Source organism: Rhodococcus sp. IEGM 1305 (genome assembly GCF_030058635.1).
GTDB classification, from domain to species: Bacteria; Actinomycetota; Actinomycetes; order Mycobacteriales; family Mycobacteriaceae; genus Rhodococcus_F; species Rhodococcus_F opacus_D.
Genome location: NZ_JASHKX010000012.1, coordinates 94,011 through 117,850, shown reverse-complemented (window position 1 = coordinate 117,850; position 23,840 = coordinate 94,011). Strand labels below are relative to the sequence as shown.

The window sequence follows — 23,840 nt, the reverse complement described above, 5'->3', positions numbered from 1 at the left end:
ACTCGAGACGTGACGTAAGAGCCCATGAACGGAGTACAAGGTGTATGTGGTCATCATGGGATGCGGCCGGGTCGGCTCATCCCTCGCTGGCTCGCTGACCCGGATCGGCCATGAGGTCGCGGTCATCGATCGCGACCCTGCCGCATTCCTACGTCTCGAACCCGACTTCCCCGGACGCACCGTCGTCGGCATGGGATTCGACCGTGACGTGCTGGTCAAGTCCGGTATCGAGCGCGCAGAGGCGTTCGCCGCGGTGTCGTCCGGAGACAACTCCAACATCATTTCCGCGCGCGTGGCCCGGGAGACGTTCGGCGTGGAGCGCGTCGTCGCCCGGATCTACGACGCCAAGCGTGCCGCCGTGTACGAGCGGCTCGGGATCCCCACTGTCGCCACCGTCCCGTGGTCCACGGACCGCTTCCTGCACACTCTCACCCGCGACAGCCAGACCGCCAAGTGGCGCGATCCGTCCGGAACCGTCGCGGTCACCGAGTTGTCCCTGCACGAGGATTGGATCGGCAGGCCGGTCGCCGAACTCGAGGCGGCGACGAATTCGCGTGTCGCGTTCATCATCCGCTTCGGCACCGGCGTCCTTCCCGACCGCAAGACGGTCTTCCAGGCCGACGACCAGGTGTACATCGCGGCCGTGTCGGGAACGGTGGCCGAGGCCGTCGCGCTCGCGGGCAATCCCCCGCCTTCGGACAACTGAGACGGCAGTGAGAATGTTCACGATCGACCACCCGAACGGAAGCAATCGATGAGAGTCGCAATCGCAGGAGCCGGCGCAGTCGGACGCTCGATCGCGCGCGAACTGGTCCGCAGCGAACACGACGTCATGCTGATCGAACGCAAGCTCGAGCACGTCGAGCAGGAGTCGGTGCCCGAGGCGACCTGGGTCCACGCCGACGCGTGCGAGCTGAGCAGCCTCGAGGCCGCATCCCTCGAAACCTACGAGGTGGTGATCGCGGCCACCGGTGACGACAAGGCCAACCTGGTCCTCAGCCTCCTCGCGAAGACCGAGTTCGGGGTCAGTCGTGTGGTCGCCCGCGTCAACGATCCCCGCAACGAGTGGTTGTTCGACGAGTCCTGGGGAGTCGACGTCGCCGTCTCCACCCCCCGGATGCTCGCCTCGCTGGTGGAGGAGGCGGTGTCGGTCGGCGATCTCGTGCGGCTGATGACATTTCGCCAGGGGCAGGCCAACCTCGTCGAGGTCACGCTGCCCGACAACACCCCGCTCGCCGGGAAGCCCGTCCGCAAGCTGCAATTGCCCCGCGATGCCGCGCTGGTCACCATTCTCCGCGGCGGACGGGTCATCGTGCCGCAGCAGGACGATCCGCTCGAGGGCGGTGACGAACTGCTGTTCGTCGCGTCCGTGGACGTCGAGGACGACCTGCGAGCGGCCGTCGGGCTCTCCTGACCCGGCGGGGACCGATCGACACCCGGGAGGATCCGATGGGTACCACCGCAACACCCGAGAGCATCGTCGTCACCGACAGCCCGCAGCAGAGCCGGTACGAGATCCACGCCGACGATGAACTCGCGGGAATCGAGCAGTACGAAGTCGACGGGGACGTACACGTTTTCGTTCACACCGAGATCTATCCGCAGTACGAGGGACTCGGACTCGCCCGGACGCTCGTGGGTGCGGCCCTGGACGATCTCCGCCGCCGTGGGCTGCGGGTGCGCCCGGTGTGCCCGTACGTCGTGAGGTTCGTGTCGAAGCATCCTGAGTACCAGGACCTCGTGGCCTGATCGGGTCGGCGACTTCGTCTCCGGCACAACCGGTCAGGGCCGACGCGGTCCTCGGCGTGGGGCTGCGCTCAGGTGCGGCCGGGCTCGTCGCGGGGGCCGCCCGCTTCCGTGTCGTCCGTCGGTTCGCCGGCGTCGTCCGACGGTGCCGGTTCGACGATCCGGTCTGCCCGGCGCACAGCCCAGATCGTCACCAGGAGAGCCAATCCCGCCAACGGCCAGCCCATCGCGATGCGCGCGAACGCGAGCCAGCCCGTCTGGTCCGAATCGTAGAGTTGCGACTGCACGAGGTACCGGGCCGCGAACACCAGCGCCCAGGCTGCGGTGGCCACGTCATAGGCACGTACCGCACCGCGATGGCGCCGCCAGAGGTTGCCGTGGCCGTTGAGGAATCCCCAGATCAGGCCGACGATCGGCCAGCGCACCAGAATCGAGATCAGGAACACCGCCCCGTAGGCGAGGCTCGTGTAGATCCCGAAGAGAAAGTATCCCTTGGCATCGCCCGTGCGGTACGCGATGAACGCGGAGATGCCGACGCCGACGAACCCGGACACCGCGGGCTGGATGGGGCTGCGGCGGACGAGGCGCCAGACGAGAATGGCGACGGCGACGCCGAGGGCCGCCCAGATAGCCGGACCCAGGCCCCACACACCGTTGACCGGAACGAAAACCAGGATGGGCAGGGTCGAATAGACCAGCCCGCTGAGCCCACCGAGCTGTTCGAGTATGGATTGTTGCTTCGTTTCGGTCACTCAACGAGAGTGCCACACGAGAGGGCCGCTACGATTCGCCGCGCAACTCGTAATACGGGTTGAAGATCACCTTCTGGCCGTCGCGTTCGCCGACACGTCCGCGAACCAGCAGGGTCTTGCCCGGCTCGATGCCCGGAATCCTCCGCCGGCCGATCCACACCAGCTTGATCTGTTCCGTGCCGTCGAAGAACTCGGCTTCGATGCTGGCGTTCCCGGACTTCGGACAGGCTTCGACACTACGGAGCCGCCCCAGCATGGTGACCTCTTCGCCGCGGCTGCAGTCGCAGGCACGTTGTGCGCCGGACGCCTGAGACGTCTCGGCCATTTCCTCGGCGTCCAGCTGCTCGAGGTCCTCGGTGAGCCTGCGAGTCAGCCGACGAAAATATCCTGCCGTGGCGGGTGCCATTGCGCGCTCCTGGAGCATGTGCGACGCGAGATCTTCGCGCCGCTCGTAGGGCTGTGTATTCGCCACTGTAGACCCATTGGTTCCCGGCAACCACACCACCGGAAGAGCGCTGTGACAGACGAGGCAGGATCATCACATGCCCTCTGATAGTCGGCCTTGCGTGGCCGTTGTGCTCCCGGGTACGGGATCCGACGCGGACTTCGTGGCCCGCGCCTTCACCGAGCCTCTGACCTGCCGTGGAGTGCGCACGGCCGCAGTCGAACCCGATCCCCGGCGAGTCGTCGGAAGCTACGTCGACGCGCTCGACGCCGCGGCCGCGCAGCACGGACGCATCCTCGTCGGAGGGGTGTCCATCGGGGCCGCCGTGGCGCTGCAGTGGGCAGGATCACACCCGGATCGCGTCGCCGGCGTCCTCGCGGCGCTGCCCGCGTGGACCGGGACCGCCGCGGACGCTCCCGCCGCCGCCAGCGCCCGGTACACCGCGGCCCGGCTGCGGGCCGACGGCCTCGAACAGGTCACCGCCGAGATGATCGCGTCCAGCCCGCCGTGGCTGGGCCGGGAACTGGCGAAATCGTGGCGATCGCAGTGGCCGCACCTTCCCGCCGCACTGGACGAGGCGTCCGAGTACCACGCCCCCGGCGCGGGCGACCTCGAGCGCATCACGGTACCGGTGGGGATCGCCGCCGCCACCGACGACGCCGTGCATCCCCTCGAGGTCGCCCGGGAGTGGTCCGAACGACTACCGCACGCGGGCCTCGTCACGGTGACGCTGGACGAGATCGGCGCCGACCCGGCGATTCTCGGCTACGCCAGCCTCGATGCGCTCGATTCGGTCCTGCACACGATCTGAGCGCCACATCTCCGGGACCGGGATTCAGCGACCGAGTTGCTGCATCGCCGAACCCGATTCGCCGCGACGCTGCTGCGGCTGCGCCGGGGCCTCCGCGGGGGGCGCCTGCGGCTCGCCCTGCGGACCCGCCGGAGCCGGCTGCTGCGGCGCGGGCTGCTGCGGAGCAGCACCCTGCTGCTGCGCCAGCTGCTGCTGGTGAGCGGCAGCCAGCTGCTGCGCGAGGGCCTCGGGCAGGACCACCGGCAGCGGTGTCCGCACCGGGTTCGGTTCGTTGCCCCGCTTCACGACCGTGTCGCGCAGGATCGCCCTGGCGGTCGCGACGAGCTCCGAGTCGGCCGTGTTGCCACCGCTCGGTCCCGCGACCACGCAGCGCACCATCCACCGGTAGCCGTCGACGCCGATGAAGCGCAGGTCGGCGTTCGGGGTGACGGCGAAGACCTCGCGTCCCCACGGTCCGCTCTCGACGCTCACCGTCGCGTTGTCGTTGCGCAGCGATTCGGCGAGGTCGCCCGCGACTTCCCGCCACTGGCCCGGCGACTTCGGGGCGGCATACGCCGCCACGGTGATGCGCCCCTGCTGGGTGACGAGATGCACTGCCTGCGGCGAACCGTCGGGCGCCATCTCGACCTGCAACTGGGCGCCCTGCGGCATCGGGACGAGGACCGAACCGAGGTCGAGGCGGGTTCCCACCTCACCGACGGTGAGGTCGGCGCCCGACTCGAGGTCGTCGGCGTCGTACGGACCGCCGTCCACCTCGGTCACGGCGTCGTAGTCGTCCTCGTAGTCCGCCTCCTCGTAATCCGCGTCGGCGTCGCCGGCCTCGGCGTCCTCGAAGAAACCGGGCCGGTCGTCCTCGGCTTCCTTGTTCTTACGACGTCCGAACATGATCAGGCTCCTTCACTGGCATTGCCGACGAGGCTCGCGTGGCCTCCGCTCGACCCATGTCCGTCACTGCCGCGGGTGGTGCCGTCGAGCGACGGGACCTCGACGAACGACACCAGTTCGACCCGCTGGACGAGCAGTTGGGCGATCCGGTCGCCCCGGCGGATCTCGATCGGGGTCTCGAGGTCGTGATTGATCAGGCACACCTTGATCTCGCCGCGGTACCCGGCATCGATGGTGCCGGGGGTGTTGACCACCGACAGACCCGACTTCGCGGCCAGCCCGGATCGGGGGTGGATCAGCCCGACCGTGCCCAGGGGCAGCGCGATCGCGATGCCGGTTCCGACGAGGACACGGCGCCCCGGCTCGATGGTCACGTCGACGGTGCTGCACAGGTCGACACCGGCGTCGCCGTCGTGCGCACGCTGCGGTACCGGAATGTCGGGGTCCAGCCGCTGAAGGGCGACGGGCGGAAGGGCGGGGGTCGCGGCGGGAGAAAGGCCGGGAGATAGGTCGCTCACGTGCACCGAGCCTACTCTCAGACACCGACTATCCTGGTCGGGTGTCACAAACGTCCCGGCCCGAAGTCGCGCCCACCGATAACACCTCGCCCGTGCTGTACTCCGAGCGCCTGTGGGTGCCCGTCTGGTGGTGGGCAGTGGGCTTGTTCGTCGCCGGTCTGCTCGCCGCGGAGGTGCACATGGGTGCGCCGGGCCTGCGCGCGTGGCTGCCGTACGTCCTTCTACTGCCCCTGCCCGTGTGGGGACTCGTCTGGCTCAGCCGTCTCCGCGTCGAGGTCGTCGAGGAACCGGACGGTGTCCACCTGCGGGTCGGACAGGCGCACCTGCCGCTGGATGTCATCTCGCGGGTCGCCGAGGTACCCGGTTCGGCGAAGAGTGCGGCGCTCGGTCGTCAGCTCGACCCCGCCGCCTTCGTGCAACACCGGGTGTGGGTCAAGCCGATGGCACTGATCGTGCTCGACGACCCCGAGGACCCGACCCCCTACTGGTTGATCAGCACACGACGGCCGGCCGAATTGCTGGCCGCCGTCAACCGTGCCCGCCCGCATACGGACGGAGACTGATCGGACGGTGGGCCTCCCACCGTCCGCCTCTCGTACTCGCCGCCGCTCAGGCTGCGCAGTCCCTGCACACCAGTACTCCGCCCGCGTCGCTGGCGAGTCGGCTGCGGTGGTGCACCAGGAAACAGCTCGAACACGTGAACTCGTCGGCCTGCTTCGGCACGACCCGCACCGAGAGCTCTTCACCGGACAGATCCGCGCCGGGCAGTTCGAACGATTCCGCGGTGTCGGACTCGTCCACGTCGACAACAGCCGACTGAGCCTCGTTGCGTCGCGCCTTCAGTTCCTCCAGCGAATCCTCCGAAACCTCGTCGGACTCTGTTCGCCGCGGTGCGTCGTAGTCAGTTGCCATGTCGCCTTCCCCTCATCCTCTTCGGTGTATCCCGGCCCGTGCGGTACGTCGAACCGATTGCTGGTCGACCGCCCACACGAAAACCGCCTCGGCGCAGATCACACCCTGCGGCTGCACAACGCTGCAGCGGATGGGTTCGTGCCCGGAACCAGGCTCCGGAAACATGATCTACGCCTCATTTGTCATCTTCTGCCGACCCTCGTCCTGCACGCTTTGAACGACTGGGGCCGCCAGACAGTAGCCGAAGGAAGTACAAAAGTCGTAACCGAATCGACCGATCGCGCAAATTGTCTGCTAATCGTCACCAACACCACAGCAAGCTGTGACATTCCACAACGGGGACGGGTTCGGGGTTATGACGTGCCCGGGATCTAAGGTAGGTGCCGAACCTGCGCCACGACGTGTGGCCGGGCCCTGTATCGGTGCGCTGTACGGGTGCAACGTACGAAGCGCAGTTCGTAGGAGAGGTCGAGGCACACTGTGGTTTCACTGATCACCGAAGGCAGCCCGCTCGACGACAAGGGTCGTCCGTTCCGGCGGCGGCGGGCGCTGCCGATCCTCGTGGTGTTCGCGGTCCTCGCCCTGCTCGGGGCCGTCGTGTGGGCCGGCGTCCTCGGCGACGACGAGGATCTGGCCACCACGGTCGACTGCAACCCTCCGCAGCCGGCCGCGCAACCCGTCGACCCCGCCGCCCCGCCGCAGCAGGCGCTGGGCGAAAAGGTCGACGGTTCGACCCTGCGGGACGTGGAGCCTGCCGCGCTGTCCGCCACGAAGGTGCGTGTGTTCAACGCCAACGGCGAGCACGGCCAGGCGGCGCAGGTGGCCGCACAGCTCAGTGACTACGGGTTCGCGAGCGCACCCGACGTCCAGGCGGGCAACGACCCGGTCTACGTCGACCAGAACATGCAGTGCCAGGGTCAGCTGCGGTTCGGTCCCAACGGTGCCGCGGCCGCCAGCGCGCTCTGGCTGGTGGCCCCGTGCGCCGAACTCATCCAGGACACCCGCACCGACGACACGGTCGACCTCGCGCTCGGCACCTACTTCCGCAAGATCTCGCCGAACACGGACGCCGAAGAGGTCCTGCGGTCCCTGAAGGATCCGCCGCCCGGAAGCCAGCCCGCCCCCCTCGACATCGACCTGCTGAAGGCGGCGCGCACCGCCCGCTGCTGACCGGCGGTCACCGTTCCGGGATCGGGGCGTCCACCCCGATCTCGGCGAACAGCGCGTCCAGCGCGTCGGCGATGCCGGGGGCCGCGGCCACCACCACGTCGCCGTCCGCACTCGACGTCTGCGGGGAAGGGATTCGCACGCGGGCCCCCGCCTCGGTCGCGATCAGCGACCCCGCGGCCCAGTCCCACGGGCTCAGCCCGTGTTCGAAATGCGCGTCGACACGGCCGGCCGCGACCATGCACAGATCGAGGGCCGCCGAGCCGATCCGGCGGATGTCCCGCACCCTCGGCAGGATGTCCGCGATGAGGGCGCCCTGCGCCTTGCGCCGCGCTGCGCCGTACCCGAATCCGGTGGCGAGCAACGCCATCGACACGTCGGTGACCGGGTTGCACCGGAGGTCGCTCACCCGCCCGTCCGCGTCGGTGAGGGTGGCCCCGCCGCCGCGTGCCGCCGCGTAGGTCGATCGGGCCGCCACGTCGACCACGGCCCCGGCGACGGACACCCCGTCGATCTGGGCCGCCACGGAGACCGCGTACGCGGGGACGCCGTACAGAAAGTTCACGGTGCCGTCGATCGGATCCACGATCCACCGCACCTCGGCGACGGAATCCTCCTCTCCCCCACCTTCTTCGCCGAGGATCGCGTCGTCGGGGCGAAGCTCCGCGAGCCGGTCGCGAATGACCTGCTCGCTCTCGGTGTCGACCACCGTGACCGGGTCGGTCGGGGTGCTCTTCGAGGCGACGGAATCACCGGATCCCGCTCGCTTCCCGACGATTCCGAAGACCTCGGGCCGTCGCGCCCGCACGTGGGCGGCGGCTTCCTCGGCCACCGCCACGGCGACCTCGAGCAGTCGCCTGGGGTCGGTGCCGACATGGCCTGGCGCGGACTCTGAACTCTGGGGTGCATGCACCCACCCATCGGAACACACTTTCGCTGCCTCACACCACCGCTGACGGTTCGCACGGCTGGTGTCATCGCCCACCGAACACGCGTCGACACACTAGTGTGACGAGCAGCAGAAGAGCGCCGGAGAACACGTCGTCGTCGACACGAAGGAGCACACGCCATGACCAAAACGGGGTTCGGTGTCGACGTCGGAGGCAGTGGCGTCAAGGGTGGCGTCGTGGATCTCGAGACGGGCCAGCTGGTCGGGGACCGCATCAAACTCCTCACTCCCCAGCCGTCCACTCCGGAGGCGGTCGCGGAGACCGTCGCCGAGATCATCCGCCAGGCAGAATGGGACGGACCGGTCGGTATCACCCTGCCGAGCGTCGTCACCGGCGGTGTGGCGCGATCCGCCGCCAACATCGACAAGAAGTGGATCGGGACGGACGCCCGCGCGCTGTTCTCCGAGGCACTCGGCGGCCGGCTCGTTACCGTCCTCAACGACGCGGATGCGGCGGGGATAGGGGAGGACGCGCTCGGCGCAGGCAAGGACGCGAAGGGGGTCGTCATCCTCCTCACGTTCGGCACCGGCATCGGCTCGGCGATCCTCCACGACGGCGTCCTGCTTCCCAACACCGAGTTCGGGCACATGGAGGTGGACGGCAAGGAAGCCGAGCACCGGGCGGCGTCCTCGGTCAAGGAGAAGAAGGACCTGTCGTACAAGGAATGGGCCGGCGAAGTGAGCCGCGTCCTCACCCGGTTCGAGAACCTCCTGTGGCCGGATCTGTTCATCGCCGGCGGCGGAATCAGCCGGAAGAACGAGAAGTGGATCCCGCATCTGACCAACAGGACACCCGTCGTACCTGCTGCGCTGCTGAATACGGCGGGCATCGTCGGTGCTGCGCTCGCAGTGGAAACGGGCATCGCTCCGTAACTAATTCGGATGGGTCGTTACAATGGAAGAGCCCGGCTGCGCGCCGGCGAAACCAGTAGACCTCTCCGCCGGATGACCACTCTGGCGTGACGCCGCACGACACCGTCACGAAAGGGCGTACGTGGCAGCCACCGATACACGTCAGACTGCTGATTCGACTTCGGAGTCAGGACCGGAAGCACCAGTCGGAGCGGCAGCCACCGGCACCGCTCCGGCAGCCGAGGAAGCTCCCGCGAAGAAGCCGGCGGCCAAGAAGGCTCCCGCCAAGAAGGCAGCAGCGAAGAAGGCCCCCGCCAAGAAGGCGGCGGCCAAGAAGGCGGGCGGCAAGAAGGCCACGGCCGGTAAGGGTGCGGACGGCGAAGACCTCGACGAAGACTCCGCCGAGATGGAGGACATCGACATCACCGAGGGCGATCTCGCCGAGGTCGAGTCCGATGTCGTCGAGGTCGTCGCAGTAGGCGAGGACGAGGAGACCGAGGAGCCGTCCGAGAAGGACAAGGCCTCCGGCGACTTCGTGTGGGACGAGGAGGAGTCCGAAGCGCTCCGCCAGGCCCGCAAGGACGCCGAACTGACCGCGTCCGCCGACTCGGTCCGTGCCTACCTCAAGCAGATCGGCAAGGTCGCCCTCCTCAACGCCGAAGAGGAGGTCGAGCTCGCCAAGCGGATCGAGGCCGGGCTCTACGCGACCCAGATCATGCAGGAACTGTCCGATTCCGGCGAGAAGCTCCCCGCCGCCCAGCGCCGGGACATGAGCTGGATCTGCCGCGACGGAAACCGCGCCAAGAACCACCTCCTCGAGGCGAACCTCCGCCTCGTCGTGTCGCTCGCCAAGCGCTACACCGGCCGCGGCATGGCCTTCCTCGACCTGATCCAGGAAGGCAACCTGGGCCTCATCCGTGCCGTCGAGAAGTTCGACTACACCAAGGGCTACAAGTTCTCGACCTACGCCACGTGGTGGATCCGTCAGGCCATCACCCGCGCGATGGCCGACCAGGCCCGCACCATCCGCATCCCGGTGCACATGGTCGAGGTCATCAACAAGCTCGGCCGCATCCAGCGTGAACTCCTGCAGGACCTGGGCCGTGAGCCCACTCCCGAAGAGCTCGCCAAGGAAATGGACATCACGCCCGAGAAGGTGCTGGAAATCCAGCAGTACGCTCGTGAGCCCATCTCCCTCGACCAGACGATCGGCGACGAGGGCGACAGCCAGCTCGGCGACTTCATCGAGGACTCCGAGGCCGTCGTCGCCGTCGACGCCGTGTCGTTCACCCTTCTGCAGGATCAGCTGCAGTCGGTGCTCGAGACGCTCTCCGAGCGTGAAGCGGGCGTCGTGCGCCTGCGCTTCGGCCTGACCGACGGTCAGCCCCGCACCCTCGACGAGATCGGGCAGGTCTACGGGGTCACGCGTGAGCGCATCCGTCAGATCGAGTCCAAGACCATGTCGAAGCTGCGCCACCCGTCCCGGTCGCAGGTGCTGCGCGACTACCTGGACTGACGAACACACCTCGATGCCCCCGGACTCCGAGCGAGTCCGGGGGCATCGTCGTCTGTGTCTCGCTACGCGCTGGTGCGGACCCGGATCCAGGCCCCTGCCACCGGTTCGACCACCCGTGCCGCCACCGGGCCGATGACGGCCATCAGGAGCACGTACGCGGTGGCGAGTGCCACGAGTTCGCTCTCCACCGCTCCGGCCGACAATGCCAGGCCTGCGATGACGATGGAGAACTCGCCGCGCGCGATCAGCGCGACCCCCGCCCGGGCCCGGCCCAGCCGCCCGACGCCCTGCTGTTTCGCCGCCCAGGCGCCGGTGACCATCTTCGTCAGCGCGGTGACCACGGCGAGCAGGACGGCCCAGCCGAGAACCGGTGGAATCGCCCGGGGGTCGGTGTTGAGTCCGAACACCACGAAGAACATCGCGGCGAACAGATCGCGGAGCGGTTCGAGGACGCGGCTCGCGTTGTGGGCGGTCGTACCGGAGATCGCGATCCCCAGCAGGAACGCCCCCACGGCGGCCGACACCTGCATCGCCGAACTGATCCCCGCGACGAGGAGCGCGGCGCCGAGCAGTTTCAGGAGCAGCGTCTCGCTGTCCGGGCTGTCCAGCAGGGCGGACACGTAGCGGCCGTACCGCAGTGCGATCACGAGGACGACCGAGATGACGACGAGGGAGATGCCCACCGCCTCGAGTCCACCGGCGAAACTGACGCCGGCGAGCAGCGCCGTCAGAATGGGCAGATACACGGCCATCGCGAGGTCCTCGAACACGAGAATCGAGAGCACGACCGGCGTTTCACGGTTACCGAGCCGACCCAGGTCGCTCAGCACCTTCGCGATGATGCCCGACGACGAGATGTAGGTGACGCCGGCCATCACAACCGCGCCGGTGGGTCCCCACCCCAGCATCAGTGCGACGACCGCTCCGGGCGCGGCATTGAGAACGGCGTCCACGACCCCGGCCATCCACGACCGTCGCAGCCCGGTGACGAGTTCCGACGCGGTGTATTCCAGCCCCAGCAGCAGCAGGAGGAGGACCACCCCGATCTCGGCCGCCAAGTGACTGAACTCGCTGATGTCGCCGAGGTTGACGAATCCGCCGCTGCCGAAGCAGAGTCCGCCGAGGAGATAGAACGGGATCGGCGACATGCCGAACTGAGCTGCCAGGCGGCCCAGCAATCCGAGCGCGAAGAACACCGCGCCCAGTTCGATGAGCGCGAGCGTGGTGGTGTTCACGGGAATGTCAGCCGTTGGCCAGGAGCTTGGCCGACGCGTCCAGTCCGTCTGTGGTTCCGACGGCGACCAGGAGGTCGCCCGAGGTGAGCAGGAAGTCGGGCTTCGGTGACGGGTAGACCTGACCGGCCCGCATGACCGCGACGATCGAGACCCCGGTGCGTGTGCGCATCGCCGTGTCGCCGAGCGGGCGGCCGTCGAACCGGGAGTCCTCCTTGATGTACAGCTGCTTGGTGCGGATTCCGGGCAGGTCCCGGTGCTCCTCCTCCAGCTGCGCCACCAGTTGCGGCGCCCCCAGCAGGTTGCTGAGGACTGCCGCCTCCTCGGTGGTGAGCGGCACCGACGCAGCGCACGCATCGGGATCGTCGGCCTTCGAGACGATCAGATCGGTGCGACCGTCGCGATGGGTGATGACACCGATGCGGCGACCGGCGGCGAGTTCGAAGTCCTTACGCACCCCGATACCCGGTAGTGGCGTCACTTCAACGTTCATGCCTCCACGGTAGACCGATCGGTGTGACCAACCGCGCAAGGCTCGCGTCAGTGCCGGGCTGGGAACGTTCCGTCGGCGTCGGGGCGGTAATCCTCGACCGCGGTAACCGCCGTGACGGGCAGCGTCCCGTACAGGTGTGGGAACAGCATCGACGCCGGATCGGCCGGCACGCCCGGCTCCCACTTCACCGGCGCACCGAGCGCGGCGGGGTCGAGCCTCAGCAGGACGAGGTCCGTACGCCCGGCGAACAACCTGTTGGCGGGTAGATGCACCTGGGCCGGTGTCGAGAGGTGCACGAAACCGTCCGCGGCGAACGTCGCGGGCACTCGACTGCCTTCACGTTCCGCGGTGCGCCATTCCTCGCGGCTGCAGATGTGGACCAGCTGGTCTTCGGATTTCACACGGTGAGACTAGCGTCACGCCTGAAAACGAATCAGCTGTCAGCGAACTCGGACCGCGCGGTCTGTTCACATCTGCGCTCGTCACGTCCCTGACGGCGCGTTTCCGGCCGGTTTCGTGTGTGATGCAACACTGAGAAACGCCGACGGGAACAACGCGTAAACCCCAAACGTCTGACAGAGTAGATCCACCGCGCCACCCCCGACGCGGCGGACCAAGGCCCCAGGCACTCGGCATCAGTCGAAGCCAGTACGGAGGAGTCATGCCCGGAACACTGACCAGCCCCCCGTTGACCGCAGCCGACCGGTGCGACCGGTGCGGTGCGGGAGCCCGCGTTCGCGCGGTTCTTCCGACCGGAGGAGAGTTGCTCTTCTGCGGTCACCACGCCAACGAGCACGCAGACCGCCTTCGCGAGATGAACGCCACGATCGTGTCCGAAGCCGAAGCTGCAATCTGATACGTCAGCCCGGGTGACCCGTCCCAGGCTCACCTCTTCAGCACAGAGACCGGCGAGTGCGATGCACTCGCCGGTCTCTTCACGTTCGCGTCACCGGGTGACGGCGGTCACCACTGCCGCAGGGTGGAGATCCGCTCGGTGAGCTGCTCGACGGTGGCGATCGCCGTGGGCGGTCCCCCGCAGACGCGGCGCAGTTCGCCGTGGATGGTCCCGTGCGGCTTGCCCGTCCTGTGGTGGTGCATCGCGACGAGACTGTTCAGTTCCCGGCGCAGCTGCGCGAGCTGTCCGGCGGCAGCCACCCGGTCCGCGACCTGGGGCACGGGCGTGTGCACGGGCGCGGGGGCGGGCTCGGCCTTGTCCAGCTGCTCCGACTGACGCTGACGCAGCAGCGCGCGCATCTGATCGGCGTCGAGCAGTCCGGGCAGACCCAGGTAGTCGGCCTCCTCGTCCGAACCCGAGAACGTGGCCGTCCCGAAGGAAGACCCGTCGTAGATCACCTGATCGAGCTCGGCGTCCGCGCCGAGCGAGGTGAACGCCTTCTCCTCCTCGCCGAGCTCGTCCTTTTGCTTGTTCGCGTCGGCGAGAAGATCGTCGTCGAAGCCGTCCTTCTCGCGGTGCGGCTTGCCGAGCACGTGGTCTCGCTGCGCCTCGAGCTGGCTGGCCAGGTCGAGCAGCACCGGAACCGACGGGAGGAACACGCTCGCGGTCTCGCCCTTGCGGCGGGACCGCACGAAACGCCCGATCGCCTGCGCGAAATAGAGCGGGGTGGACGCACTGGTGGCGTACACACCGACGGCCAGGCGGGGAACGTCGACGCCTTCCGACACCATGCGGACGGCGACCATCCACTTCTGGGTGCTCGCCCCGAACTCGGCGATCCGCTTGGACGCCGTTGGGTCGTCGGAGAGCACCACGACCGGGTCTTCCCCGGTGACCGCCTTCAGGGTCTGCGCGTACGCGCGGGCCACGGTCTGGTCGGTGGCGATGACCAGACCTCCGGCGTCGGGCATGCCGCCCGTGCGCAGCTGGCCGAGCCGGGTGTCCGCGGCGTGCAGGACCGCGGGAATCCAGTCGCCCGACGGATCCAGGGCCGTTCGCCACGCCCGGGCCGTCTGTTCCGCGCTGAGCGGCTCACCGAGTCGCGCGGAGAACTCCTCGCCCGCGTTGTTCCTCCAGCGTGCCTCGCCGGAGTACGCGAGAAACACGACGGGCCGGACGACGCCGTCGGCGAGGGCGTCCGAGTACCCGTAGGAGTGATCCGCCTTCGAGCGCATCAGACCCTCGCGATCGGGCTCGTACGTCACGAACGGGATCGCACTGTCGTCGCTGCGGAACGGCGTACCGGTCAGGGCGAGGCGGCGGGTGGCGTCACCGAACGCCTCCCGAATGGCGTCACCCCAGCTCTTCGCGTCACCACCGTGGTGGATCTCGTCGAGGATGACCAGCGTGCGGCGGCTCTCGGTACGGACCCGGTGCTTGAACGGGTGCGAGGCGACCTGCGCGTACGTCACCACGACACCCTGGTAGTCGCTGGACGTCTGCCCGGTCGAGTTCGAGAAGTACGAGTCCAGCGCGATGCCGTTGCGCGCGGCGGACTCGGCCCACTGGTGCTTGAGGTGCTCGGTCGGCGCGACCACGGTCACCTGATCGACGGTGCGGTCGCGCAGCAACTCCGACGCGACCCGCAGCGCGAACGTGGTCTTACCGGCGCCCGGCGTCGCGACCGCGAGGAAGTCCTGCGGTCCGGTGGACAGATACTTCGTCAGCGCACGACGCTGCCAGGCGCGCAGGGATCCTGCGGGTCTGGCCGGTTCCGTCTGTGCGAGGTAGGCCTCGGTGCCCACGATCTGCGCGGCCTCGGTTTCCACTCTCGGCGCCGACTGGGAGCCCACTGTCTCAGCACTCACGGGCTGCCCTCCGCTGGCATGGCACTGTTTGCTCGCACTCCTCGGTATTCGATCGACATGTCCGGGTCCACACCCGAAGGCGCTGTCCGTCAAGGAGCCTAGCGTCCGGATCCGACGCGAACCGCATTCGCGACATCCGATAGTGACAGATTTGTCGCGACACGAGGACAGCAGCGGTGGGCAACCGGGCGTGTCGTCAGGGATGCTGGAAACATCATGACCGAAACACCCTCGACAACGCCGCAGAGTGGCGGTGACCCACCCCGGTCCGGGTGGCATCCGCTACGTCGCACACTGAGCGTGATCGGTCGCACAGCGAGCAAGGCCTGGGACGATTCCATCTTCGGAAAGGCGGCCACGGCGGCGTTCTGGCAGACGCTGTCGCTGCCCCCGCTCCTGCTGGGGCTCCTCGGAATGCTCGGCTACGTCGGCGGCTGGTTCGGGCCCGACACCGTCGACATCATCCAGTCGAAGATCATCAACTTCAGCGGGACGGTGTTCAGCGACAGCGTCGTCGAACAGATCATCCGCCCGACGGTCGGCGACGTACTCGAACGCGGACGTCCCGAGATCGTGTCACTGAGCTTCCTGCTGTCCCTGTGGGCCGGCTCGTCCGCCATTTCCACGTTCGTGGACTCGATCGTCGAGGCCCACGGCCAGCAGGAGGCGCGGCACCCGGTGTGGCAGCGCGTGTTCGCGTTGCTGCTCTACGTGATGTTCCTGATCCTCGCCGTCTTCACCCTGCCGCTGGTCGCGCTGGGTCCGACGCTCGTCGGCAGGGTGCTCCCGGAGGCGTGGCGCACGATCGGGACGGAGATCGTCGACACGTTCTACTACCCCGGCGTGGGTCTGTTGCTCATCGTCGGCCTGACGACGCTGTACAAGGTGGCGCTCCCCCGGTCGCTGCCCTGGCACCGGCTGCTCGGCGGCGCGCTCGTCGCGGGGGTGTTCTTCCTCGGAGCGAGCACCTGCCTGCGCCGCTACCTCTCCTGGGTGGCCGGAACCGGGTACACATACGGGGCGCTGGCCACGCCGATCGCGTTCCTGCTGTTCACGTTCTTCCTGGGGTTCGCGGTGGTGCTCGGTGCCGAGTTCAACGCCACCGTCCAGGAGTTCTGGCCCGCCCGCGCGACGCGCATCGACCAGATGCGGGATTGGATCGCCGCACAGGCCGAGAGTTCGCCGTCGACGGGTCCGGTGACCAGCCTCACACGTCGCATCGCCACCGGTCCGATCAAGGTCGTCGGCGACCGGGCCCGTCCGGATGAGGCCGAGCCGGAGCCCGGGAACGACGACGAGCCCGACGGCCCGGTACGAGAATCCCCCGAGCCACCGGGTGTGCGACGAGCGCCGGTGAAGCCTCAGTCGCCCTTGCGTAATCCTTCGTAGATCTTCTTGCAGTCGGGGCAGACCGGCGATCCCGGTTTCGCGGACTTCGTCACCGGAAACACTTCGCCGCACAACGCGACGACGTGAGTGCCCATGACGGCGCTCTCCGCGATCTTGTTCTTCTTGACGTAGTGGAAGAATTTGGGAGTGTCGTCATCGGTCGACTCGTCGGTGGTGACGTCGGGCCGTTCCTTGGTTTGAGTGCTCACCCCTCAATAATGCCGCAACCGGCCGACGAACCCACCCCCTGTGTGCATTTGCCGCCCGACAGTGGAACAGTGGAGTCATGGCACGAAGTGCAGGGTTCGGTGGGTCCCACGACGCCGGCTCCCCGAGCAATCCGGTTCTCATCACCGAGGCGGCGCGATCCATCGAGGATCAACATCGCGCCCGTGTCCGCAAGTACCTGCTCATCATGTCCTTCCGGTTCCCCGCGCTGATCTTCGCGGCGGTGGCGTACGGCATCTGGGAGAACCCGTGGATCTCGATGGCGATCATCGGTGTGTCGATCCCGCTGCCGTGGATCGCGGTTCTCATCGCCAACGACCGCCCGCCGCGCAGCAAGGACGAGCCCAGCCGGTACGACCACCGCGAGTCGCCGTCCACCGCCCTGCCCGCGCCGCCGCACCACACGATCGAGGGCTGACGCAGTCGGGCGTGCTGCAACAATGCACGGGTGAACCGTGACGAGCTGCTGTCGATCTGCCCCTCTCTGCGTGAGGCCCTCCGCCGCAACCGGTACGACACGGACACCCTGCTCGATGCGCTGGGTCCCGAGGTCCATGCGGCGTTGAGCCGCAACGAGCCGGTCCCGGTGCGCCGCGCCAGCGCCGGCTGCGGCGAACTCGGCAGCCTGATCCGCCTGTTCCTGCTCACCGACGACTGTCCCGTCGGCGAGGTGGCCGCGGCGCTCTCCCCGCTCCCGGTCGAGGATGCTGTGGCAGCAGGCCTGCTCGAATCCGACGGCGACGTCGTCCGCGCGGCCCTCGACCTCCGTCCGATGGACATCGGCGGGGGCAACCGCTGGGTGCTCTCCGACCTCGACGGCTCCCTCCGCCCCCGCGAGACTCCCGTCGACCATGTCATCGGCGTCGGACACGCGTCGCTGTCGCTGCTGCAGGCCACCCCGACCGCGCCGGTCGGGACACTGCTCGACGTCGGGACCGGCTGCGGCATCCAGGCCCTGCACGGCACGTCCTACGCCGACTCGGTCACGGCCACGGACCTGAATGTCCGTGCCGTCGAACTGGCGGCAGTCACCGCGGCGCTCAACGAGGAGCAGGTGGAACTGCTCGCCGGCTCGTGGTTCGAGCCGGTCGAGGGCCGCACGTTCGATCAGGTGGTGGCAAATCCGCCGTTCGTCGTCAGCCGCGCCCGGGTGGGTCACACCTACCGCGACTCCGGACTCGACCTCGACGGCGCGAGTGAACTGATGATCTCCCGCGTGGCGGACTACCTCGCGCCCGGCGGCACGGCGGCGCTGCTGGCGTCGTGGATCCACGTCGAGGGCGAGGACTGGCGGGCCCGGGTGGCCTCCTGGCTTCCCGCCCACGGGATCGACGCGTGGGTGGTTCAGCGGGATGTCGCGGACCCGGCCCTGTACGTCGGCACCTGGATGCGGGACGGCGGCCTCGACACCCGGGACCCGGCCACCGCGACTATTGCCGAGGACTGGCTGGATCACCTCGCGAGCGCGAACGTCGAGGGGGTCGGCTTCGGGTTCGTCTACCTGCGCCGGACCGACGCACCCACCGATCTGATGGCGGAGGATCTCACCCACGGCTTCAGCGACCCCTTGGGCGCGGAGGCGCTCGCGTACTTCGAGCGGGTGGCGTGGCTGCGCGAGCACGACGTGCTCACCGCACGTTTCCGCGTGGAGGAGAGCACCGCCCTGGAGCGGGTGTTCCTGCCCGGCGACGAGGGATGGACCCAGGTGGTCGCCCGGTTGCACCGCGGGAACGGCCCGGCGTGGCAGCACGAGATCGACGATCTCGTCGCGTCGCTCGTCGCGGGCATGCGCGGTGACGGCCTCGTGCTGGGCGAACTGATCGAGCTTCTCGCCGCCGCCCACGGCGTCGACGCCGAGGACCTCGCGCAGTCGGCCGTGCCACTCGTGCACGCCCTCGTCCGGCACGGACTCGTGCTTCCCGCGTAGCCGTCGGGTTCCCGATCCGTCCCCCTTATACGTGTTCTCAGCAACTTCTCAGGACCGAATCGAGGAACCCGCAGGTCACAGCCTCTTCGCAAATTACCGGCCGGGAACTTTCCCAGGCCTTCGGTGCGTTGATCCATATGAGACACCACCGATGAGGAGGCAAGTCATGACAAGCCCCAGCACCACTACTCGCATTCGCCCCAGCGCTGCCGATCTGGACGCCCAGAGCCCCGCTGCCGACCTGGTCCGCGTCTACCTGAACGGAATCGGCCGCACGGCTCTGCTGACGGCCGCAGACGAGGTAGAACTGTCCAAGCGAATCGAGGCTGGGCTGTACGCCGCGCACATCCTGGAGACCGGGAAGCGACTCTCCCCCGCCAAGAAGCGCGACCTCGCGACGGTCGTCCGTGAAGGACAGTCCGCCCGAGCGCACCTCCTCGAGGCCAACCTGCGGCTCGTCGTCTCGCTCGCGAAGCGGTACACCGGACGCGGAATGCCGCTGCTGGACCTCATCCAGGAGGGCAACCTGGGTCTGATCCGCGCGATGGAGAAGTTCGACTACGCGAAGGGGTTCAAGTTCTCGACGTATGCCACCTGGTGGATTCGTCAGGCGATCACCCGCGGCATGGCCGACCAGAGCCGGACGATCCGGCTCCCAGTGCACCTCGTCGAGCAGGTCAACAAGCTGGCCCGTATCAAGCGTGAGCTGCATCAGCAGCTCGGGCGTGAGGCGACGGACGACGAGCTGGCCGAGGAGTCGGGCATCCCGGCGCACAAGATCGCGGATCTCCTCGACCACAGCCGCGACCCGGTGAGCCTCGACATGCCGGTCGGTAACGACGAGGAAGCTCCCCTGGGCGACTTCATCGAGGATTCCGAGGCCACGTCGGCGGAGAACGCCGTGATCGCGGGTCTCCTGCACAGCGACGTGCGCAGCGTGCTGGCCACCCTCGACGAGCGTGAGCAGCAGGTCATCCGCCTCCGTTACGGTCTGGACGACGGTCAGCCGCGCACTCTCGACCAGATCGGCAAGCTCTTCGGGCTCTCCCGTGAGCGTGTCCGTCAGATCGAGCGCGAAGTGATGGGCAAGCTGCGTCAGGGCGACCGCGCCGAGCGGTTGCGCTCCTACGCCAGCTGACGAGAGTCTCCCACCCGGTATCAGCGCCGGTGCCGGTCGTACGCGACCGGCACCGGCGTTGCGCTGTCTGCGGGACCGGGTGACCGGTCAGCGCAGGCGGCGGGGGCCGAGGTCGGCGACGCTGGGTTCCGGGCCGATCCGCACGCGCGAATCGGTGATCTGCGCGCCTTCGGCCGACGCGAGCACGGGTTCGCAGGCCAGTTCCCGTACCTCCGGGAGGTCGTCGGCGAGGGCGGAGATCCGCTGCACGAGGTCGACGAGAGCCGATTTGTTCACCGGTACCGCACTCCGGTAGCCGGACAGCAGCGGCGCCGCTTTCGGTGCGTCGATCAGTTCCGTTGCGGCGTCTTCGGTGAGGGGCAGCACCCGGTAGGCGCGGTCGCCGAGGAGGTCGGAGATCACGCCGGCAAGTCCGAACGAGATGAGCGAACCGAACGACGGGTCGTCCTGCACGCCCACCACACAGCCGATTCCCTTGGTGGCCATCCGCTGCACGTGGAGTAGCGGTTCACCGGACGCGGCGGCGAGGTCGCGGTAGGCCCAGCGCACCGAATCGGGTCCGACCAGATCGAGGCGGACGCCACCGAGGTCCGGCCGGTGCCGCCACTGCTCCCCCGTCGCCTTCACCGCGACCGGGTATCCCAACTCCTCGGCGGCCTGCACGGCCTCGTCTTCGGTGGTGGCGGAACGGAATTCCACGACGTTCACGCCGTAGCACGCGAGGAGTTGCGATGCCTCGAAGTCCGACAGCCAGCGTCCGGACGACGCCGCGAGCCAGCCGTCGATCATCGCTTTCGCCCGCTCCGGATCGATCCCGTTGGGGCGCACCACTTTCGAGGACGGTTTACTCTTCCACGCCGAGTACCGCCACGCGCGCGCCAGCGCCAGCGCCGCGCGCTCCGGACCGGGATAGGAGGGAACCGAACCGCGTGTCGGGTGCCCGTCCTCACCCCGGACCGCCAGGACGTCGGGCACACCCTCCGCCGCGAGGAACGTCGTGAGGACGGGCTTGTCGGCTTCCCGCACCGCCTCCCGCAGCGCCTGGGCATAGGGTTCGACCGGAACGGCGACCGGCGGGACGAACACGGCGATCACCGAATCGACGTCGAAGGACGTGAGCGCCGTCCGCACGGCCGCCGCGAACTCCTCGGGACCGGCCTGCGGACCGAGGTCGACGGGGTCGCCGACCTGCAGACCCTCACTGCGCGCCGCATCCGCGGCGAGCACACCGAGCGCGGTGGAGTTTCCGACCACGGCGAGCCGGGGGCCCGCGGGCAGCGGCTGATACCCGAACAGCAGCGCACAGTCGAACAGCTGGGAGATCGACCCGACCTGCACCACACCGGCCTGCTCGAAGAGGGCACGGACGATCGAATCGTCCATCTCGCCACCGCTGGCCGCCAATGCGGGCGGGACGGCGTGCCTGCCACTCTTGACCGCGACGATCGGCTTGTTCCGCGCCACCCGGCGCGCGATGCGCGAGAACTTGCGGGGATTGCCGAAGCTCTCCAGATACAGCAGCACCACCTCGGTGGCCGGATCCGAATCCCAGTACTGCAGGAGGTCGTTACCGGAGACGTCGGCGCGGTTGCCCGCGGAGACGAAGGCGGACAATCCGATGCGGCTCCGTGCGGCCTCGTCGAGGATGGCGATGCCGAGTGCGCCGGACTGGCAGAAGAATCCGACGTTACCGGGGCTCGGCAGCACCGGCGCGAGGGTGGCGTTCAACGAGACTTCGCTGTCGTTGTTGGCCACGCCGAGCGCGTTGGGCCCGATCAGCCGCATCCCGTGCGCGCGGGCGGCGTGGACGAGGCGACGTTCGGATTGCCGTCCGTCCATGCCGGTTTCACTGAATCCCGAAGACACGACGACGAGGGCCTTCACCCCCTTGACCAGGCAGTCGTCGAGGACGGCATTGATCGATTCAGCGGGTACCGCGACGACGGCGAGATCCACCTCGTCGGGGATGTCGCGGACCGACGGGTACGCGCGCACACCGTGGACCGAACGGTGCTCGGCGTTGACCGGATACACCGGGCCGGTGAATCCCGCCCGCAGCAGGTTGGTCAGCACGGCGTTGCCGACCTTCGCGCGGTCGGTGGACGCGCCGATCACCGCGACCGACCGTGGACTGAGCACGTTCCGCATGCTGCGCGCCTCGGCGGCCCGCTCGCGCGAATTGCGCACGGACACCATCGCTTCGGTGGGGTCGATCGCGAACTCGAGCTTGAGCACTCCGCCCTCGAAGCTGCGGCTCACCTGATAGCCCGCCTCACGGAAGACCGTCACCATGTTCCGGTTCTCCGCGAGGACCTCGGCGACGAACATGGTCAGGCCGTTCTCCGCGGCCGCCGCGGCGAGATGCTCGAGCAGAATGGGCCCGAGTCCGCGGCCCTGATGCGCGTCCGCGACGACGAACGCCACCTCGGCGGACTTGCCGTCCCCCTCACCGATGAGTCGCTCGTATCGGCCGACGGCGATGATCTCGTCCCCGAGCAGCACCACGAACGCCACCCGGTCGTGGTGATCGACCGTGGTGAAGTGAACGATGTCCCGTTGCGACATGGTCGGGTAGGGGCCGAAATACCGGAGATAGCGGGTGCGTTCGGAGAGCTTCGAGTGGAACGCGACGAGTTTGTCCGCGTCCTCGGGGACGATCGGCCGCAACGCCACTGCCCCGCCGTCCGCCGCGAGCACGTCGGCGACCCAGTGCCGCGGGTAGTTGTGCGCTGCGTCGGGGGTCCCCTTCGCCTCGGTCGTGACCGCCGCCCCGGCGCTACCCGACGTCTCGGCGCTGTTCGACGCCTCGGCGCCGCCGGTGGTCTCGCTGCCGTGCGTCGGCTCAGTCACGGGGATCCTCCGGGTCGAGTCCGAGTAGGGGGAAGCAGGCGCGGCGAGTGGCGATGACGGCCGAGTCGATCCGCGTCAGGGCGCGGTCGATCGACGGGACCCCGGTTTCCGGTGTGCCACCGGGACCGTCCCAGGGCAGGTAGTCGACCTCGCCGCCGTCGCCCATCGTGTCCGGCAGGTCCACGCTGGGCGCGAGCGCGTGCGCGCGTTCCTGCCAGGCCTCGGGTACGGCACGGCCCGTGTCGATCTCGCGGTCGAGCGCCGCGGCGATGAGGTGGGTCCACGCGCGCGGGACCACCCGGACGAGGCCGTAACCGCCGCCGCCGACGGCGAGCCAGCGTCCTTCGGCGTAGCGGTCGGCGAGATCGCGCATGGCGAGGAACGCGGCCCGCTGGCCGTCGACCGTCAGCGCCAGGTCGGCCAGCGGATCTTCGCGGTGGCTGTCGACACCGCACTGACTGATCACGATCTGTGGCCGGAACGACGCGAGGGCGCCCGGCACGACGGCGTGGAAACCGCGCAGCCACAACGCATCGACGGTCCCGGGGAGCACGGGGAGGTTGACGGCGGTGCCCTCCCCCGATCCCTCGCCGACCTCGCTCGACCATCCCGTGTTGGGCCAGAGCGTCGCCGGATGCTGGTGGAGCGAGATCGTGAGGACGCGTGGGTCGTGCGCGAACGCGTGCTGCACCCCGTCACCGTGGTGCGCGTCGACGTCGATGTAGGCGATCCGGTCGAACCCGTGGTCCAGCAGCCAGGAGATCGCAATGGCGACATCGTTGTACACACAGAAGCCGGAGGCCCAGTCGGGCATCGCGTGGTGCATGCCGCCGCCGATGCTCACGGCCCGGCGTGTGCGTCCCGCTGCGATCTCCTGCGCCGCGGCGAGGGAACCGCCCGCGAGGATCGCGCTCGCCTCGTGCATCTGGGGGAAGACCGGATTGTCCTCGGTGCCGAGCCCGTGCGGGGCGTCCGCACCGAGCACGCCCGACGTCGCCGAGTGCCCGGCCTGTTTGACTGCTTCGACGTACGCGGGAGTGTGGATCCGCAACAGATCCGCGTCCGAGGCGGCGGCGGGCCGCAACAGTTCGACGCCCTCCAGAATCCCGAGGCTGCGGGCGAGCGACATGGTCAGCTCGAGCCGGGTGGGATTCATCGGGTGGTCCGCACTCCACCGATAACTGAGATAGTCCGGACTCCACACGACTGCACGGTGCGATACCAGTGCAGCCGAATCCTCCCCGGAACTGAACGACGCGGTCATGAA

26 protein-coding genes are annotated in these 23,840 nt (G+C 68.5%); 13 read left to right on the top strand and 13 right to left on the bottom strand.

Annotation, left to right across the window (positions count from 1 at the left end):
- Positions 1–40: 40 nt before the first annotated feature.
- From QM693_RS19175 to QM693_RS19165, 3 genes are read left to right on the top strand one after another with little or no spacing between them, the layout of a single operon-like run.
- The gene (locus QM693_RS19175) at positions 41–706 is read left to right on the top strand and encodes a potassium channel family protein (RefSeq protein ID WP_005240869.1); all 666 of its coding nucleotides are present in this window, start codon (positions 41–43) and stop codon (positions 704–706) included.
- 48 nt (positions 707–754) lie between these two features.
- The gene (locus QM693_RS19170; protein WP_105414597.1) at positions 755–1,414 is read left to right on the top strand and encodes a potassium channel family protein; all 660 of its coding nucleotides are present in this window, start codon (positions 755–757) and stop codon (positions 1,412–1,414) included.
- Positions 1,415–1,449: 35 nt separating this feature from the next.
- Positions 1,450–1,749, top strand: coding sequence for a GNAT family N-acetyltransferase (locus tag QM693_RS19165; protein ID WP_105414639.1), 300 nt, complete (start codon positions 1,450–1,452; stop codon positions 1,747–1,749).
- Between the two features lie 68 nt (positions 1,750–1,817).
- Here QM693_RS19165 and QM693_RS19160 read toward each other — a convergent pair whose 3' ends face one another.
- Positions 1,818–2,498 (bottom strand): DUF3159 domain-containing protein, encoded by a 681-nt coding sequence (locus QM693_RS19160; protein ID WP_105414596.1) that lies wholly within the window; start codon positions 2,496–2,498, stop codon positions 1,818–1,820.
- A 28-nt stretch (positions 2,499–2,526) separates the two neighbouring features.
- Entirely contained in the window at positions 2,527–2,904 is a 378-nt protein-coding gene (locus QM693_RS19155; protein WP_005240856.1) for an OB-fold nucleic acid binding domain-containing protein, read from the bottom strand.
- Positions 2,905–3,040: 136 nt separating this feature from the next.
- Here QM693_RS19155 and QM693_RS19150 point away from each other — a divergent pair, with 136 nt between their 5' ends.
- Entirely contained in the window at positions 3,041–3,754 is a 714-nt protein-coding gene (locus QM693_RS19150) for an alpha/beta fold hydrolase (protein WP_283331906.1), read from the top strand.
- Between the two features lie 24 nt (positions 3,755–3,778).
- Here QM693_RS19150 and QM693_RS19145 read toward each other — a convergent pair whose 3' ends face one another.
- Positions 3,779–4,639 (bottom strand): DUF3710 domain-containing protein, encoded by an 861-nt coding sequence (locus tag QM693_RS19145; RefSeq protein WP_283353146.1) that lies wholly within the window; start codon positions 4,637–4,639, stop codon positions 3,779–3,781.
- A 2-nt stretch (positions 4,640–4,641) separates the two neighbouring features.
- Positions 4,642–5,163: a dUTP diphosphatase gene (dut, locus tag QM693_RS19140; protein WP_009480080.1), complete on the bottom strand. Its 522-nt coding sequence runs from the start codon at positions 5,161–5,163 to the stop codon at positions 4,642–4,644.
- A gap of 86 nt (positions 5,164–5,249) precedes the next feature.
- Here dut and QM693_RS19135 point away from each other — a divergent pair, with 86 nt between their 5' ends.
- A complete protein-coding gene (locus tag QM693_RS19135) occupies positions 5,250–5,720 on the top strand; it encodes a DUF3093 domain-containing protein (protein ID WP_280783357.1) in 471 nt (156 codons plus the stop codon).
- A 46-nt stretch (positions 5,721–5,766) separates the two neighbouring features.
- Here the strand turns inward: QM693_RS19135 and QM693_RS19130 are convergent, their stop codons facing one another.
- Positions 5,767–6,069 (bottom strand): DUF4193 domain-containing protein, encoded by a 303-nt coding sequence (locus QM693_RS19130; RefSeq protein ID WP_005240850.1) that lies wholly within the window; start codon positions 6,067–6,069, stop codon positions 5,767–5,769.
- Positions 6,070–6,549: 480 nt separating this feature from the next.
- Between QM693_RS19130 and cei the strand changes: the two genes are divergently transcribed.
- Positions 6,550–7,239 carry an envelope integrity protein Cei gene (gene cei, locus QM693_RS19125; protein ID WP_105414591.1) on the top strand — a complete coding sequence of 230 codons (690 nt, stop codon included), beginning with the start codon at positions 6,550–6,552 and terminating at the stop codon, positions 7,237–7,239.
- A 7-nt stretch (positions 7,240–7,246) separates the two neighbouring features.
- Here cei and QM693_RS19120 read toward each other — a convergent pair whose 3' ends face one another.
- The gene (locus QM693_RS19120) at positions 7,247–8,149 is read right to left on the bottom strand and encodes an inositol monophosphatase family protein (protein ID WP_283331909.1); all 903 of its coding nucleotides are present in this window, start codon (positions 8,147–8,149) and stop codon (positions 7,247–7,249) included.
- 156 nt (positions 8,150–8,305) lie between these two features.
- Here QM693_RS19120 and ppgK point away from each other — a divergent pair, with 156 nt between their 5' ends.
- Together ppgK and QM693_RS19110 are read left to right on the top strand one after the other, a co-directional pair.
- Positions 8,306–9,058: a polyphosphate--glucose phosphotransferase gene (gene ppgK / locus QM693_RS19115; protein ID WP_283331910.1), complete on the top strand. Its 753-nt coding sequence runs from the start codon at positions 8,306–8,308 to the stop codon at positions 9,056–9,058.
- Between the two features lie 121 nt (positions 9,059–9,179).
- Positions 9,180–10,553: an RNA polymerase sigma factor gene (locus QM693_RS19110; protein ID WP_283353145.1), complete on the top strand. Its 1,374-nt coding sequence runs from the start codon at positions 9,180–9,182 to the stop codon at positions 10,551–10,553.
- A 62-nt stretch (positions 10,554–10,615) separates the two neighbouring features.
- On the opposite strand, the gene QM693_RS19105 is transcribed toward QM693_RS19110, so the two are convergent.
- The 3 genes from QM693_RS19105 to QM693_RS19095 are packed head-to-tail and all read right to left on the bottom strand — an operon-like array spanning position 10,616 to position 12,679.
- Complete coding sequence (locus QM693_RS19105) at positions 10,616–11,788, bottom strand: cation:proton antiporter (protein WP_005261095.1); 1,173 nt, start codon at positions 11,786–11,788, stop codon at positions 10,616–10,618.
- 7 nt (positions 11,789–11,795) lie between these two features.
- Complete coding sequence (locus QM693_RS19100; protein ID WP_005240833.1) at positions 11,796–12,278, bottom strand: cation:proton antiporter regulatory subunit; 483 nt, start codon at positions 12,276–12,278, stop codon at positions 11,796–11,798.
- A 47-nt stretch (positions 12,279–12,325) separates the two neighbouring features.
- A complete protein-coding gene (locus tag QM693_RS19095) occupies positions 12,326–12,679 on the bottom strand; it encodes a DUF952 domain-containing protein (protein ID WP_283353144.1) in 354 nt (117 codons plus the stop codon).
- A 260-nt stretch (positions 12,680–12,939) separates the two neighbouring features.
- Here QM693_RS19095 and QM693_RS19090 point away from each other — a divergent pair, with 260 nt between their 5' ends.
- Positions 12,940–13,134, top strand: coding sequence for a DUF7455 domain-containing protein (locus tag QM693_RS19090; RefSeq protein ID WP_005240831.1), 195 nt, complete (start codon positions 12,940–12,942; stop codon positions 13,132–13,134).
- 107 nt (positions 13,135–13,241) lie between these two features.
- Here the strand turns inward: QM693_RS19090 and QM693_RS19085 are convergent, their stop codons facing one another.
- Positions 13,242–15,002: a DEAD/DEAH box helicase gene (locus tag QM693_RS19085; RefSeq protein WP_009480072.1), complete on the bottom strand. Its 1,761-nt coding sequence runs from the start codon at positions 15,000–15,002 to the stop codon at positions 13,242–13,244.
- A gap of 255 nt (positions 15,003–15,257) precedes the next feature.
- Here QM693_RS19085 and QM693_RS19080 point away from each other — a divergent pair, with 255 nt between their 5' ends.
- A complete protein-coding gene (locus tag QM693_RS19080) occupies positions 15,258–16,430 on the top strand; it encodes a YihY/virulence factor BrkB family protein (RefSeq protein ID WP_283331912.1) in 1,173 nt (390 codons plus the stop codon).
- Here the strand turns inward: QM693_RS19080 and QM693_RS19075 are convergent.
- Positions 16,403–16,639 (bottom strand): DUF3039 domain-containing protein, encoded by a 237-nt coding sequence (locus QM693_RS19075; protein ID WP_005240826.1) that lies wholly within the window; start codon positions 16,637–16,639, stop codon positions 16,403–16,405. The genes QM693_RS19080 and QM693_RS19075 overlap by 28 nt on opposite strands.
- A gap of 77 nt (positions 16,640–16,716) precedes the next feature.
- Here QM693_RS19075 and QM693_RS19070 point away from each other — a divergent pair, with 77 nt between their 5' ends.
- The 3 genes from QM693_RS19070 (at position 16,717) to QM693_RS19060 (ending at position 19,723) form a co-directional block, all read left to right on the top strand.
- Positions 16,717–17,076 (top strand): DUF3099 domain-containing protein, encoded by a 360-nt coding sequence (locus tag QM693_RS19070; RefSeq protein WP_009480070.1) that lies wholly within the window; start codon positions 16,717–16,719, stop codon positions 17,074–17,076.
- 30 nt (positions 17,077–17,106) lie between these two features.
- On the top strand, positions 17,107–18,585 hold the full coding sequence (locus QM693_RS19065) for a DUF7782 domain-containing protein (RefSeq protein ID WP_283331913.1): 1,479 nt from the start codon (positions 17,107–17,109) through the stop codon (positions 18,583–18,585).
- Between the two features lie 166 nt (positions 18,586–18,751).
- Entirely contained in the window at positions 18,752–19,723 is a 972-nt protein-coding gene (locus QM693_RS19060) for a sigma-70 family RNA polymerase sigma factor (RefSeq protein WP_005261102.1), read from the top strand.
- Positions 19,724–19,810: 87 nt separating this feature from the next.
- Here the strand turns inward: QM693_RS19060 and QM693_RS19055 are convergent, their stop codons facing one another.
- Together QM693_RS19055 and QM693_RS19050 are read right to left on the bottom strand one after the other, a co-directional pair.
- Positions 19,811–22,573 (bottom strand): bifunctional acetate--CoA ligase family protein/GNAT family N-acetyltransferase, encoded by a 2,763-nt coding sequence (locus tag QM693_RS19055; protein WP_280783308.1) that lies wholly within the window; start codon positions 22,571–22,573, stop codon positions 19,811–19,813.
- Entirely contained in the window at positions 22,566–23,837 is a 1,272-nt protein-coding gene (locus QM693_RS19050; RefSeq protein ID WP_280783307.1) for an acetoin utilization protein AcuC, read from the bottom strand. Before QM693_RS19050 ends, QM693_RS19055 begins: the two co-directional genes overlap by 8 nt.
- Between the last annotated feature and the right edge of the window lie 3 nt (positions 23,838–23,840).